General features: G+C 68.0%; 11 protein-coding genes. All 11 read right to left on the bottom strand.

Annotation, left to right across the window (positions count from 1 at the left end; translation table 11 throughout):
* Positions 1–15 precede the first annotated feature (15 nt).
* The 11 genes from glgB to AB0436_RS09900 all read right to left on the bottom strand — a co-directional run bounded on the left by glgB (position 16) and on the right by AB0436_RS09900 (position 13,889).
* Positions 16–2,184 (bottom strand): 1,4-alpha-glucan branching protein GlgB, encoded by a 2,169-nt coding sequence (gene glgB, locus AB0436_RS09950; RefSeq protein ID WP_366467491.1) that lies wholly within the window; start codon positions 2,182–2,184, stop codon positions 16–18.
* 32 nt (positions 2,185–2,216) lie between these two features.
* A complete protein-coding gene (locus AB0436_RS09945) occupies positions 2,217–4,262 on the bottom strand; it encodes an alpha-1,4-glucan--maltose-1-phosphate maltosyltransferase (RefSeq protein WP_366467245.1) in 2,046 nt (681 codons plus the stop codon).
* A gap of 77 nt (positions 4,263–4,339) precedes the next feature.
* Positions 4,340–5,107 (bottom strand): MinD/ParA family protein, encoded by a 768-nt coding sequence (locus AB0436_RS09940; protein WP_366467244.1) that lies wholly within the window; start codon positions 5,105–5,107, stop codon positions 4,340–4,342.
* Between the two features lie 54 nt (positions 5,108–5,161).
* Positions 5,162–6,403, bottom strand: a complete 1,242-nt coding sequence (locus tag AB0436_RS09935) for a SpoIIE family protein phosphatase (protein ID WP_366467243.1) — start codon at positions 6,401–6,403, stop codon at positions 5,162–5,164.
* Between the two features lie 23 nt (positions 6,404–6,426).
* Complete coding sequence (locus AB0436_RS09930) at positions 6,427–6,942, bottom strand: anti-sigma regulatory factor (RefSeq protein ID WP_366467242.1); 516 nt, start codon at positions 6,940–6,942, stop codon at positions 6,427–6,429.
* Between the two features lie 14 nt (positions 6,943–6,956).
* Positions 6,957–7,268: an anti-sigma factor antagonist gene (locus AB0436_RS09925; protein ID WP_366467241.1), complete on the bottom strand. Its 312-nt coding sequence runs from the start codon at positions 7,266–7,268 to the stop codon at positions 6,957–6,959.
* A 35-nt stretch (positions 7,269–7,303) separates the two neighbouring features.
* The gene (gene glgX, locus AB0436_RS09920) at positions 7,304–9,472 is read right to left on the bottom strand and encodes a glycogen debranching protein GlgX (RefSeq protein WP_366467240.1); all 2,169 of its coding nucleotides are present in this window, start codon (positions 9,470–9,472) and stop codon (positions 7,304–7,306) included.
* The gene (locus AB0436_RS09915) at positions 9,469–9,810 is read right to left on the bottom strand and encodes an STAS domain-containing protein (RefSeq protein WP_366467239.1); all 342 of its coding nucleotides are present in this window, start codon (positions 9,808–9,810) and stop codon (positions 9,469–9,471) included. The genes glgX and AB0436_RS09915 overlap by 4 nt, the downstream gene beginning before the upstream one ends.
* Positions 9,807–11,645, bottom strand: coding sequence for an AGE family epimerase/isomerase (locus AB0436_RS09910; RefSeq protein WP_366467238.1), 1,839 nt, complete (start codon positions 11,643–11,645; stop codon positions 9,807–9,809). Before AB0436_RS09910 ends, AB0436_RS09915 begins: the two co-directional genes overlap by 4 nt.
* Positions 11,646–11,650: 5 nt before the next feature.
* Positions 11,651–12,250 carry a DJ-1/PfpI family protein gene (locus AB0436_RS09905; protein WP_366467237.1) on the bottom strand — a complete coding sequence of 200 codons (600 nt, stop codon included), beginning with the start codon at positions 12,248–12,250 and terminating at the stop codon, positions 11,651–11,653.
* Positions 12,243–13,889 (bottom strand): thiamine pyrophosphate-binding protein, encoded by a 1,647-nt coding sequence (locus AB0436_RS09900; RefSeq protein ID WP_366467236.1) that lies wholly within the window; start codon positions 13,887–13,889, stop codon positions 12,243–12,245. The genes AB0436_RS09905 and AB0436_RS09900 overlap by 8 nt, the downstream gene beginning before the upstream one ends.
* Positions 13,890–13,894 lie beyond the last annotated feature (5 nt).

The following is a 13,894-nucleotide window of genomic DNA, read 5'->3' as shown; positions in this document are numbered from 1 at the left end:
CCTCTTGAGTTGACGTCATTGCGGGCGGAGCCAGACGGCGCCGAGCGGCGGCAGTACGACAGCCGCGCTGGACTCGAACCCCTGCCAGGGGACCGGCTCGGCTCGGATCACGGACGGGTTGACCGTGCCGCTGCCGCCGTACCCGGCCGCATCGGTGTTGAGCACCTCGGCCCAGTCGCCGGCGGCGGGCAGCCCGACGCGGAATCCGTGGCGGGGGTTCGGCTGGAAGTTGTAGAGGCACACCAGTGGTTCGCCGGAGGTGTCGTAGCGCACGAAGGAGTAGACGTTGTCGTCTGCCGCGTCGGCGTCGATCCAGCGGAAGCCCTCCGGGCTCGCGTCCTGGCTCCACAGGGCGGGAAGCCGGTGATAGTGGACATTGAGGTCCCGGACGAGGTCGCGCACCGCGGCGTGCGAAGCGTGCCGCAGCATCGACCAGTCCACACCGGCGTCGTGCGACCACTCGGTGTCCTGAGCGAACTCCTGCCCCATGAAGACCAGTTGTTTGCCGGGAAAGGACCACATGAACGCGAGATAGGCCCGCAGGTTGGCGAACTGCTGCCAGCGGTCGCCGGGCATCTTGGTGAGCAGCGAGCCCTTGCCGTGCACCACCTCGTCATGGCTGATCGGCAGCAGGTAGTTCTCGGCGTACGCGTACACCATCGGGAACGTCATGGAATGGTGGTGGTACTGCCGGTGGACCGGGTCCTGGGACATGTACGACAGCGAGTCGTGCATCCAGCCCAGATTCCACTTCAGACCGAAGCCGAGACCGCCGTGGTCGGTGCGCCGGGTCACTCCGTCCCAGGCGGTGGACTCCTCGGCGATGGTCAGCACACCGGGGCAGCGCCGGTAGACGGTGGCGTTCATCTCCTGCAGCAGCTCGACCGCTTCCAGGTTCTCCCGGCCGCCGTACTCGTTCGGCAGCCATTCGCCCTCGTTGCGCGAGTAGTCGAGATACAGCATGGAAGCGACCGCGTCGACCCGGAGACCGTCGACATGGAACTCCTCGCACCAGTACACGGCGTTGGCGACCAGGAAGTTGCGCACCTCGTTGCGGCCGAAGTCGAAGACCAGGGTCCCCCAGTCCGGGTGTTCGCCGCGGCGCGGGTCCGGGTGCTCGTAGAGCGGTGACCCGTCGAACCGGGCGAGCGCCCAGTCGTCGCGCGGGAAGTGGGCCGGCACCCAGTCGACGATCACGCCGATACCGGCGCGGTGCAGGGAATCGACCAGGAAGCGGAAGCCGTCGGGGCTGCCCAGTTTGGCCATGGGCGCGTAGTAGGAGGAGACCTGATAGCCCCAGGAACCACCGAAGGGATGCTCGGCGACCGGCAGGAACTCGACGTGGGTGAACCCCATCGCCTTGACGTAGGCGGGGAGTTCACCGGCGAGTTCCCGGTAACCGAGCCCCGGGCGCCAGGAGCCGAGATGCATCTCGTACACGCTCATCGGCGCTCGCTCGACGGGGACGCGTCCGCGTCCGGCCATCCAGGCAGCGTCACCCCAGGCGTACGCGGAGGTGTGGACCAGCGACGCGGTGCCCGGTGCCGGTTCGGCCGAGGTTGCCATCGGATCGGCCTTCTGTATCCAGCGGCCGTCCCGGGTGAGGATCTCGTACTTGTACGCGCAACCGTCACCGACGCCGGGGACGAAGAGTTCCCAGACTCCGCTGCCACCCAGCGAGCGCATCGGATGGGCGGCGCCGTCCCAGAGGTTGAAGTCGGCTGTCAACCGCACCCCGCGGGCGTTCGGCGCCCATACCGCGAAGGTGGTCCCCCGCACCGGGCCCGTGCCCGTATCGGCTTCCCCGGTGTTCGCGCCGAGCACCCGCCACAGCTGTTCGTGACGGCCTTCCGCGATCAGATGCAGATCGAGCTCGCCGAGCGACGGCAGGAAGCGGTACGGATCGTCGTAGCTGAAGGCGGAGTCGCCGTAGTGGGCGACCACCCGGTAGTCGGGGATCTCGGCACCCGGCAGCAGCCCGGTGAAGACGCCGGCCTCCAGGTGTCCCAGCTCCACCAGCAGGTCGCCGGACGGCGTGGTGAGGCGCACCCGGTCCGCCAGCGGGCGCAGGACCCGTACCACTGTGCCGTCCCTGCCCGGATGGGGGCCGAGCAGCGCGTGCGGGTCGCTGACCTCGCCGGTGACGAGGCGCTTCAGGTCCGTGGGGGGCAGGCCCGTGAGCATGGCCCCGGGGCGCTGGGAGTACGGTGCCGTGGTCACGACTGCGGCTTCCCTTCGGTGATGATGTGGGCCACCTGGCCCTGCGGATCGAGGCGTACGTAGTTCTCCCGCCCCCACCGGTAGGTCGCGCCCGAGAGCACGTCATGGGCGTTCAGCGGTTCGGTCCGCTCCAGGCCGAGTGCGGGGAGGTCGAGGAACACGGTCGCCTCGCGCACGCTGTGCGGATCGAGACTGAGCACCACGAGCACCCAGTCGTCGTCGGCCCGCTTGGAGAAGCAGACGACCGCGTCGTCGTCGGTGCGGTGGAAGTGCAGATTGCGCAGCTGGTGCAGGGCCGGATGCGCACGGCGCACCTCGTTGAGAGTGCGCAGCAGCGGAGCCAGTGAGCGCCCGGACGTCTCTTCCGCTTTCCAGTCCCTCGGCCGCAGCTGGTACTTCTCCGAGTCCAGGTACTCCTCGCCGGCCGGTCCTGCCGGTACGTTCTCGCACAGCTCGAAGCCCGCATAGACGCCCCAGGCCGGGGAGGCCGTCGCGGCGAGCACCGCACGGATCACGAAGGCCGGGCGGCCGCCGTACTGCAGATAGGCGTGGAGGATGTCGGGCGTGTTCACGAAGAGGTTGGGCCGCAGGCAGGCCGCGCTCTCCTCGCCGCCAAGCCCGGCCAGTTCGGAGAGGTAGGACTCCACCTCGTCCTTGGAGTTGCGCCAGGTGAAGTAGGTGTACGACTGGTGGAAACCGATCCTGGCGAGTCCCTGCATCATGGCGGGCCGGGTGAACGCCTCGGCGAGGAACAGCACATCGGGGTCCGTCTCGTGGAGCGCCTCGATCAGTCGCTCCCAGAACCTCACCGGTTTGGTGTGCGGATTGTCCACCCGGAAGATCCGCACACCGTGGGCCATCCAGTGCCGCAGGATCCGCAGGCACTCCTCGTGCAGTCCGTCGGGGTCGGTGTCGAAGTCGACCGGCACGATGTCCTGGTACTTCTTGGGCGGATTCTCCGCGTAGGCGATGGACCCGTCGATCCGGTGCCTGAACCACTCGGGGTGCTCCGTGACCCACGGGTGGTCGGGCGAGCACTGCAGGGCGAAGTCGAGCGCGACCTCCAGGCCGAGATCGGTGGCCCGGCCCACGAAGTGGTCGAAGTCATCGAGCGTGCCCAGGTCGGGGTGTACGGCGTCGTGGCCACCGTCGGCGGAACCGATCGCCCACGGCGAGCCGGGGTCGTACGGGCCCGCGGTCAGGGCGTTGTTGGCGCCCTTGCGGTGGGTCGTGCCGATCGGGTGCACCGGCGGCAGATAGACCACGTCGAACCCCATGTCGGCCACCGCGTCCAGACGTTCCGCCGCGGTACGGAAGGTGCCGGAGTGTGGGGGCTCGACCACTCCTTCGGCGTCCACGACGGCGGCGACCGCCCCTTCGGAGCGGGGGAAGAACTCGTACCAGGAGCCGTACAGCGCACGCTCGCGGTCCACCCGCAGCGGCAGTTCGGCGGAGCAGGTGACCAGGTCACGCAGCGGCCGGGCGGCGAGCAGCGCGGTCACCGCCGGTTCGAGAGCCGAGGAGAGGCGCTCGTCGGCATCACGGCTGTCGTCCAGGAGCCGGTCGCGCGCCTCGGCCAGGGTGGCCCCGGCCGCCGGGGTCCGCTCCTTCCCTGCCATCGAGCTCAGGGCCCTATCGATCAGCGCCGCGCCCTCGGCGAGCACCAGCTCCACATCGATCCGAGCCGGGATCTTGATCCGCGCGGTATGCAGCCAGGTCGCCACCGGGTCGGACCAGGCCTCGACGCGATAGGACCACTCGCCCTCGCCGGTCGCCGAGACCCGCGCCGCGTAACGGTCGGTGCCGGGGGCGATCAGCCGCATCGGGGTCCACCCGCCGGGGACACCGTCCGGATCGGTGAGCACGACGTTGGCCGCCACCGCGTCATGCCCCTCCCGGAACACCGTCGCCGAGACCTCGAAGACCTCGCCGGGGACAGCGCGGGCGGGACGCCGGCCCGCGTCCACCTGGGGCCGTACGTCCACGATCGGTATACGCCCGACGGTCGGGGCGAACCGCCTGGTGGCGGGGATGCCTTGCATGTTCTTGCCTCCTGGCACCGGAGTGCGGTCGCGGGAAATCACTGAGGGACGCGTACGAAGGCGTCGAGGCATCCAGGTCAACGTCGCAGCCCCGTCGTGCCGTTGCTCACTTCCGAGATGATGCTGCGGTACCCGGACACCAGGGGGTGGTGGGGATACGCGCTGCTGAAGTGCCGCTCACCGGCCAGCGAGGCCAGCTCGGGGGCGTACGGCAGGATCGCGGTGAGCCGGGTGTCGTACACGGTCTCCACATCGCTGCGCAGCCGTTCGTGCCCGATACCGTCGGGCACCATGTTCACGGCCACACTCAGCCGGCCGCAGCCGAGCCGGCCGGCCAGCGCCATGCTCTCCCGGGCACCCGCAAGGTCCAGGCGGTCCGCCCGGGTCACCACGAGCAGGGCGTCGGAACTGGCCATCGCCGTCACCGTCTCGTTGTTGAAGCCGGCATGGGTGTCCAGCAGCAGCACGTCGAGCGCGAGCGAGTCGATCAGCCGGTCGAAGCCCTCCCGCAGCAGACCGACGTCATAGCCACGCCCCATGATTTCGTTGATGCCGGCCGCCCGGCTTCTGGCCGGAACCAGGAACAGGCCCTCGTGCCCGGTACCGGTGTCGGCCGGGTAAGCCGCGTCCTCGATCTCGCAGCGACCGATCAGATAGTCGGTCAGCGAGCTGTGTGCCGGGGGCATGCTGGCGCTGAACATCACGTCCAGCGCCGGCGTCTGGATGTCCGTGTCCACCAGGGCGACCCTGCGGCCGGCCGAGGCCAGCAACAGCGCGAGGTTGGCGGCCGTGCTCGACTTTCCCGTACCTCCTCGGTAGGAGTGCAGGGTGATGATCTGGGACATGTTTTCCACCCGGTGGGTTCGGTAGGGGGCGCAGGCGGACAGGAAACGTGCCGGTCAGTCGGTCGGCTCGGATCCGGTGGCCCGCCAGTGGACGGCCATCATGGTGATGTCGTCGGACTGTTCGGCGGGACCGACGAACTCGGAGAGCGCGCCGTCCATGTGGTCGAGCAGTTCCTCGCTCCGGATGGGCCCCTTGGTCAGGTGGCGGAGCATCGGCTCGTCACCGAGGAACTCCCCGGTCGTCGAGCGTGCCTCGGTGACCCCGTCGGTGTAGATGAAGAGCGTGTCTCCCGGACTGATCTGCGCGTAGCCGAGCGAGAAGCTGACATCGGGGATGACCCCGACGGCGGGCCCGGTGGGCTCCAGCAGGACGGGCTCCGCGCCGTCCGCCCGCACCAGTACCGGCGGATTGTGACCGCCGTTGATGTAGACGAGGTTGCCGGTCGCCGGGTCCAGCACGGCGAAGAACATGGTGGCGAAGTAGCCCTGCCTGATGTGATTTCTGGTCAGGTAGTTGTTGGTGCCCACCACGGCATTCAGCAGCGGGGTAGCGCCCACCACCGGTATCGCTCGGCTCTGCTCCTGCCAGACGGTCGTCTCGCCGCCCAGCAGATCGGCGGCGATCAGGCTCTGCAGTCCGCTCTGCTCCGCCGTGTGGCGCAGCAGGCTGCGGATCAGCGCCATGAAGAGTGCGGCGCCCACCCCCTTGTCGCAGACGTCCGCGACCACCAGTGCGATCCGGCGCCGGTTGACCAGCTCGAACACGTCATAGAAGTCGCCCGCCACCGTCCTGGCCGGCCGGAAGCGGACATTGATCTCCCAGTCGTCGGGACTGGGCAGTGAGTCGGGGAGGAAACCCATCTGGATCTCCCGCCCTATCTCCAGCTCCCGTTCGTAGCTGATCAGTTCGGCGTGCGCGGCTACATCCTCCATGGTGCGGCTGAAGGCCGCGTGTTCATGGCAGTCCCGCAGCCGGGCCCTTACCAGGTCGGGGTAGAACGGCGGCACCAGGTAGTCCGAGCCGGCATGGATGTGGTTGCCGAGCAGGTGCAGGTCGTCCTCCGCGAAGGCCACCACGGTGGGCCACTTGCCTTCGTCGTTCAGCCGGCGGGTCACCGATTTGACGGTGTGCGGAGACAGCCCCGCGTGGACCAGCAGGACGTCAGCGGCCGACAGCTGGCCGGACTGCGCGGCCAGCACGTCCCCCGGGGTCCGGACGTCCACCGCGGCGCCCAGGCTCGCCAGCGCCTTCAGCAGATCGGCGGGCGCATCGCGATGTTCCTGCAGAACAAGCACATTCCGCACCATGTCGCCCTCATCTATCCCGTGACCGGCCGGTTCATCACCAGCGTGCTGACGTTCCGGCCGGACACCAGTTCGTACTCGAAGGAGTCCACCGCCGTGAAGGCGAGATAGACCCCGAGCCCGCCGATCTCCCGCTCCTCCAGCGGGACATCGACTGCGGGCGACCGCATGCCCTGTCGCGGGTCGAAAGCAGGAGCGTCGTCCTCGAAGCGCACCCACACCCGCTCGTCGTCGACGCCCCCCGCCACCGACACCTCTCCGGTGGCGCCCCGGTACCCGTGCATGACGATGTTGGTCGCCAGCTCGTCGGACGCCAGCCGCAGCCGGTACAGAGCGCTCTCGGACAGCCCGGCCTCCGCTCCCAGCCGGAGCACGAACCGGGCCACCTCGTCGAGGGCGTCGATCGAGGCCGGGATGTGCAGCGCGGCCGCCGGCGGGTCGGGGACGAGACGGACACAGCGAGACGGCCGGTCGCGGCGAAACGCGGGAGAGGCCGGGGTGGCGGACACGGCGCCGAAGTCGAATGCCATCTCTCTTCGCCTCCTCAGGCGTCGACGAGGTCGATGCTGTGGTCGAATCCGGCCAGCCGGATGGTGCGGGCCACCGGCTCGGTGGCACCGACCACGGCGATGCGCACCTCGTCGCCCATCTTCTGGCGAGCGAACACCAGGGAGCGCAGTCCGGCGCTGGCCATGTAGGTCAGCTCCTCGGCTTTGATCACAAGTTCCACGGACCCGGCTGCGGAGGCCTTGTCGACCGTCTCGTGGAACAGCGCTGCGGTGGAGGCGTCGAGCTCACCCTTGAGCTCGATCGTCGCGACCCGGTCATTGACCCTCAACCTGACGTCGAAAGACACGATGCACTCTCCTTCTGCTCGGTACGTCGAACGGATCAGTCCGTCGATACGTGAGTGGGACGGCCGACCAGGATCACCACGGAATGCGGCCCCAGGTGGTAGCGGCCCGGGTGTTCCAGTTCCGGTTCCTCGCCGATGGTGTGCAGCCCGTCCGGCAGCAGTGCTCCGGTGTCCGCGAAGAGATGCCAGGCCTCGCCGTCGGGCAGCCGGGGCAGCTCCAGGTCGTGGGCTTCCCAGTGCGAGTTCACCGCGACATAGATGTGGTCGTCGGCGACGGTGCCGCCCTTGGCATGCCGTCCGCAGCGCATCATCGCCAGCACCCGGCCGTGGTCGGCCCAGTCGGGCCGCCATGCCTCCACTCCGTGCCAGCTGACATCGGGGAAACCGCTCCCGACCGAGTCCGTGCCACGGGGGTGCTCGGTGCTGCGCAACACCGGGTGCGCGTGCCGGAAGGCGATCAGGCCGCGGGTGAACTCCAGCAGCTCCGCGTTCGCCTCGACCAGGCCCCAGTCGAACCAGGAGAGGTCGTTGTCCTGGCAGTAGGTGTTGTTGTTGCCGAGCTGGGTGCGGCCTACCTCGTCGCCGGCCAGGATCATCGGCACGCCCTGGCTGATGAGCAGGATCGCCAGCAGGTTCTTCATCTGCCGCAGCCGGAGGTCCCGGACGTGGGCGGAGGCGCTGGGGCCCTCCTCACCACAGTTCCAGCTGTAGTTGTCGTTGGCGCCGTCGTTGTTGCCCTCGCCGTTGGCCTCGTTGTGCTTCTCGTTGTAGGAGACCAGGTCGTTCAGCGTGAAGCCGTCGTGCGCGGTGATGAAGTTGACCGAGGCCGATGCCGTACGCCCCTGGTAGAGGTCCGGTGAGCCGGCCATCCGGGTGGCCAGCTCACCGACCAGGCCCGGCTCGCCCTTGATGAACCGCCGGACGGCGTCCCGGTACTTGCCGTTCCACTCCGACCAGCGTCCGTAGTTGGGGAAGTGCCCCACCTGGTAGAGACCGGCCGCGTCCCAGGCCTCCGCGATGAGCTTGGTGTGGCGCAGGATCGGGTCGTGCGCGAGCTGCTCGAGAAGCGGCGGGTTGGGCAGCGGGGTGCCGTCCGGCGCCCGGTCGAGGATGGCCGCGAGATCGAAGCGGAAGCCGTCGATGTGGTATTCGGAGACCCAGTGGCGCAGACAGCCGAGTACGAAGTCACGGACCACCGGGTGGTTGCAGTTGACCGTGTTGCCGGTGCCGCTGAAGTTGTAGTACTCGCCCTGGGGAGTGAGCATGTAGTAGGTCGCGTTGTCGAGCCCGCGGAACGAGATCGTCGGCCCCTGCTCGTTGCCCTCGGCCGTGTGGTTGAAGACCACGTCGAGCATCACTTCGATGCCCGCCCGGTGCATCTCCTTGACCAGCGACTTGAACTCGTCGGCCTGCATCCCGAATCGTCCGGTCGCCGCATAGCCGGCCTTGGGAGCGAAGAACGAGACGGTGTTGTAGCCCCAGTAGTTGTGCAGCCGCTCACCGGTGGCCGGGTCGGTGCGCGGGTTGTCCAGCTCGTCGAACTCGAAGACCGGCAACAGCTCCACGCAGTTGACACCGAGCTCCTGGAGATACGGGATCTTCTCCCGCAGCCCCGCGTAGGTGCCCGGCGCCTGCACCCCGGACGACGGGTGCCGGGTGAAGCCGCGCACATGCGTCTCATAGATGACGAGGTCCTCGGTGGGGGTCCGCAGCGGCGTGTCGTCGCCCCAGTCGAAGTCGTCGTTCACCGCCTGCGCACGGTAGGGGTAGACGTCGTCCCAGTCCGGCTCGGCGCCCCAGACGTCGCGGCCCGAGATCAGCCGTGCGTAGGGGTCGCTGAGCACCCGCCGGGCGTCGAACCGGTCGCCGGCGGCGGGATCGAACGGACCGTCCGCACGGAACCCGTACTCCAGGTTCTCCAGGTCGAGCCCGAAGACCGTCATGGCGTGGATGCTGCCGATCCGGAACTCCGGCGGGAACGCGAGCTCCGCCGTCGGCTCCTTGGCACCCCGGTCGAAGAGCACCAGGCTCATCGAGGTGGCACGGTCGGAGTAGACCGAGAAGTTGACCCCGCCGGGCACCGGTACGGCGCCGTAGGGGAAGGGCCGTCCGGCCCGTACTCGGTAGCGGCCGATCCGATGGGTGGGGTACGCGTCGACCCGCTCGCGTACCTCCATGGCCTCCTGGGCGCTCCCGGTACTCATCGGCCGGCACGTTCGAGTTCGGAATCGACGTCGTCGCCGATTCGGAAGAAGTCCAGGAAGCCGGTGGCGTTCATGACGAATCTGACTTCGTCCGACAGGCCGACCAGGATGATCCCGGCCTCCAGCTGCTGAGCGCGGCGATGCACGATCAGCAGCGTGCGCAGTCCGGCGCTGGAGACGTAGGAGACCCCGGTGAGGTCGATCAGCACCTCCACCCCTGGCTGGATGAACGGCAGCAGCTGCGCCTGCAGGCCGCCGGACGTGGTGCTGTTGATCTCTCCGTCGAGGACGATCACCGTGACGTCACCCTCGGAGCGCGGGTTGACCTTGACAGTCATCGTGATATCTCCGTTCGGCCGTTCGGGGCGAGACGGACCTTAACCTTGATGCGGCCCGACGTTTCGGGCAGACGCACGGTGAGCGCCTCGGCGTTGAAGTCGGTGTGCTGCTCGCCCTCGATCTCGACGGACGCGATCCGCACCGAGCCGGCCGGGAGCAGGTCGGGGGCGACCCGCAGGATGCGGTCCTCGACCAGCGCCGGGTCGGGCTTGAAGTAGAAGTCCATCGGCTTGCCGTTGATCAGCAGGTTGTTGTAGACCGCCGCCAGATAGCAGAGCTCCGCCGAGTGGTACATGCTCATCGAGTGGCTGCCCTTGAGCCGCTCGACGCCCAGCAGATACGGCAGACCGCTCGCCAGCGTGTTGAAGTAGACGGCGCCCTCGTCGTGGTCGAGGAAGAAGGCGTTGTAGAAGGACTGCGCGTCCCGTGCCTCGGACCGGAACTCCTCGCGACCCGTGGTGCCGTGCAGGATCAGATAGGCGAGGATCGCCTGCTCCTGCTGCCACCAGGCCTTGCGGTCGTGCCAGGCGAAGCGGAACCGCTCCTCGCCGTCCACCTTGAGCCGCTCGACCACGTCGTACCAGCCGCCGCGCTGACGGTCACCGCCGAACTCGGGCATGGTCTCGCCGATGGACGCCGCGGTCTGCAGGTACTCGTCCTTGGCACGCAGCGAGTGCATGCGCATCAGGTTCCAGGCGATCTTCAGGTTGTGGCCGATCACCGCACGGTTCTGCTGCCAGCCGTGCTCCGTGTCGTGCGACCAGTCCTTGTGGAATCGTTCCTGCACGAAGGGGCTGGTCTTGGTGTCGGGGAAGCGCTCGACGATGGTGTCGAAGGTGTACTCCAGCATGTCGGCGTACTTCTGCTCGCCGGTCGCCAGATACAGGTTGATCAGATAGGCGGGAGCATGGTCCCCGACCGAGTTCCAGTTCTTGCGGGACCTGTTGGGGCCGAGGGAGTCATGGTCCGGGCTGAGCAGGATCGGGTCGATGTGCGAGAAGTACCCACCGTCCTCCGGGTCGAGGTAGAACCGGTCGAAGAGCCGGATGGTGGCATCGGCATCGCTCTTGATCCGCGGATCGCCGGTGACCCGGTAGGTCTGGATCGGCCCGGCCAGTGCGTAGATCTGCTCGTACGCCGGCAGCGCGTCGTAGTCGTCGTCGAACTCCGAGGTGAAGAGCTTCTTCTCGGTGTCGCCGTCGATGCTCAGACCGTGGTACCAGTACACGACGTTCTCGTCGGTGTCGACGAAGCGCATGTGCTCGCGGAGGTATTCGGTGCCCCGCTCGGCGATCTCCAGATACTCGTCATTGCCGGTGAGCAGGAAGGCCGATGCCATGCCGTAGACCAGTCGCGAGATGGTGTCGGTCTCCTGCACATGGCTCGCGGTCTTCTCACCGCCCAGCCTGATGTTCGTCCGGTAGCCGGCGAAGTCGATGGGCCCTTCGCCGAACTGGGCCTTGCGGTAGAAGGCGGCGATCTCCTCGATCTGCTGGACCCACCAGCCCGCCTCCTCGAACCGGTAGTCGTCGACCCGGCGACCGACGAAGATCAGCCGCTTGGCCTCGAAGCGAGCCCCGCCGTTGTGCGGGTAGAAGATGCCGTAGGCCAGTACGAAGCTGCCCTCTTCGAGCAGCTCGTCTATGTGGCCGGACGCGTCCTGGTAGGGCTCACCCAGATTGTGCAGCAGCTCCGCGCTGGGGCCGCCGTCGAGGGAGACATCGAAGTCACGGCCGTCCGCGGTGACCACGGAGAAGACACCGTTGTCCCGGTCGAATCCGGTGACCCGCCCGGCCACGGTGTCGGAGAACGTGAAGTTCAGTGTGTCGGACATGCTTGTCACGCCCCTCGGAGCACGAGCTCGTCGATGATGGTCCTGGCAAACAGATGGCAGTGGTCGCCCGTCCGGGCGGTGACCAGGTCACCGTCGACGACGACGTCCTGGTCGACGTAACTGGCGCCCATGTTGCGCACGTCGCCGATCAGGTTGTTGTGGCAGACGATCTTGCGTCCGCGGATCACGTACGGAATCGAGGAGGCGAGCCACATCCCGTGGCAGATGATCCCCTTGACGACGCCCGAGCGGGCGAATGCCCGGCGCAGAAGATCGGTGGCCGGGGCCAGTTGCTCGATGTCATCGGTGTAGCGCAGCCGGTCGGCGACCATACCGGAGGGCACGACCAGCGCGCTGTACTCGCGCAGCCGGCGGTCGTCCAGGTCCTCGAGACTGCGGTTCACGGTGAGCGGCGCCCGGTACTCATGGCCGCTGAAGGTGATCGACTTGTTTCCCCAGAGCCGGGTGACGAAGTCGACGCGCGCCCCCTCTTCGGCGAACCTGCGCTGGTAGTAGGCGATTTCGGGCTCGTAGAAGTCGCTTTCGGCGAAGATCGCGATCTTCCGCCCGGTGAGCGCTCCGTCCCGTGCGGGTATGTCAGCCATGCTGTCCTCCTTCGGTGATCCGCAGGTCGATGAGAAACGGCTTGTCGTCCGCGAGCATCCGCTTGACGGCGTCCGCCACCTGGCCGGGCTCGTCGACGCGCAGCGCGTCGACGCCGAAACCGCGGGCGATGTCGGCGAAGCCCAGGTCCGGATCGGACAGGTCGAACGGCGAGGGGTGCGCGTGCTCGGGCACGCCGCGCTCCCGCCAGTACTGCTCGATGTTGAGGTCGAGCAGCTTGTAGCTGCGGTTGTTGCAGATCACGAACTTGGCGCCGATGTGGTGGCGTACCGCGGTGTACAGGGCCTGGAAGGTGTACATGGATCCGCCGTCACCGGTGAAACCGATCACGGTCTTGTCCGGGTGGGCGAGCTTGATCCCCATGGCCCCCGGGATGCCGACACCCAGCGATCCGCCGCGGGTGGAGAACCAGTGACCGGGCAGCCGGCCCGGCAGATGGGCGTTGAGCGGCCCTGCCGAGGTCAGGGCCTCGTCGAAGACCATGACGTCCTCGGGTGCCTGGGCGGCCAGTTCGCGCAGGAAGTGGCTGAGCAGCGAGCCGTCGTCGGCCGGCTGCGTCGGCTGCTCCCGGCGCCGGGCCTCGAGACGCTCGAAGGCGTTCACCCGGTCCGTTTCGGACAGTCGGCCCTCGAGTTCGTCGCCGAGTGCCGCGAGGGTGGCCCTGGGGTCGGCCACCAGGCCGAGCGTCACCGGATGGTTCTTGGCGATCTCATAACCGTCGAGGTCGATGTGGACGATCCTGGCGTCCTTGCTGAACGGGTTCGTCAGGACCGGGAACACCTCGGGAAAGACATAGGTGCCGACGATCAGGACGGCGTCGGCGTCCCGCACGGCAGCCGCGCTGACCTCACCGAACATGTGGCCGAGCTGGCCACGGTAGAGCGGGTGCGTGGCGTCCAGGTTGACCTCGGAGAAGTCGACCCCCCAGACGTCCGCGCCGAGTTGCTCGGCCACCCGCACCAGCTCGTCCTGTGCGCCCGAAGCGGAAACGCCGTCGCCCACCAGGATGATCGGCTTCTCGGCGCCGGCCAGCAGTCCGGCAGCCTGCTCGACGAGCGGGCGGACCGGCGCGGTCCGGGTGTCGAGGAAGGTGCTCGGGATGACGGGCTCCTCGTTGATCGCGTCCAGCACATCGAGCGGAAGCGAGACGAAGACCGGGCCACGAGGCGCTGTCATCGCCATCTTCATGGCCCGGCGCAGCACCCGCAGCACCGAGTTCGGGTCGGTGACCCGGGTCGCGTACTTGGTCACCGGCTCCGCCATGGCCACCAGGTCGGCCGCCATCTGGGCGTCCATGGCCTCGTACTTCACCCCGGACTCGCCGGCGATCACCACGAGCGGCGAGTGGCCGCGCTTGGCCTGGTAGAGCATGCCGATGGCGTTGCCGAGGCCGACCCCGCTGTGCAACTGCAGGAGGGCCGGACGGCCGGTGGCGCGGGCGTATCCGTCCGCGATACCGGCCGCGACCGTCTCCTGAAGAGTCAGGATGTACTGAAGATCGTCATAGTCCTCCAGCGCATCCAGGAATCCCTGCTCGACCGTCCCCGGATTGCCGAACATATAGGGAATTCCGTCTGCGAGGAACTGCTCGATGATCGCCGCATTGCCCTGCCTGGCCATGTCTT

This window comes from Streptomyces sp. NPDC051322 (genome assembly GCF_040689485.1).
In the GTDB taxonomy this organism is placed as follows: domain Bacteria; phylum Actinomycetota; class Actinomycetes; order Streptomycetales; family Streptomycetaceae; genus Streptomyces.
This window is presented reverse-complemented; position numbering and strand designations above follow the sequence as displayed.

What these genes read in the sequence shown, in the direction of transcription:
- AB0436_RS09940 (WP_366467244.1), bottom strand. Translation starts at nt 5,107, where the DNA reads ATGTCCCAGATCATCACCCTGCACTCCTACCGAGGAGGTACGGGAAAG.
- glgX (WP_366467240.1), bottom strand. Translation starts at nt 9,472, where the DNA reads ATGAGTACCGGGAGCGCCCAGGAGGCCATGGAGGTACGCGAGCGGGTC.
- AB0436_RS09900 (WP_366467236.1), bottom strand. Translation starts at nt 13,889, where the DNA reads ATGGCCAGGCAGGGCAATGCGGCGATCATCGAGCAGTTCCTCGCAGAC.
- AB0436_RS09930 (WP_366467242.1), bottom strand. Translation starts at nt 6,942, where the DNA reads ATGGCATTCGACTTCGGCGCCGTGTCCGCCACCCCGGCCTCTCCCGCG.
- AB0436_RS09945 (WP_366467245.1), bottom strand. Translation starts at nt 4,262, where the DNA reads ATGCAAGGCATCCCCGCCACCAGGCGGTTCGCCCCGACCGTCGGGCGT.
- glgB (WP_366467491.1), bottom strand. Translation starts at nt 2,184, where the DNA reads ATGCTCACGGGCCTGCCCCCCACGGACCTGAAGCGCCTCGTCACCGGC.
- AB0436_RS09915 (WP_366467239.1), bottom strand. Translation starts at nt 9,810, where the DNA reads ATGACTGTCAAGGTCAACCCGCGCTCCGAGGGTGACGTCACGGTGATC.
- AB0436_RS09905 (WP_366467237.1), bottom strand. Translation starts at nt 12,250, where the DNA reads ATGGCTGACATACCCGCACGGGACGGAGCGCTCACCGGGCGGAAGATC.
- AB0436_RS09910 (WP_366467238.1), bottom strand. Translation starts at nt 11,645, where the DNA reads ATGTCCGACACACTGAACTTCACGTTCTCCGACACCGTGGCCGGGCGG.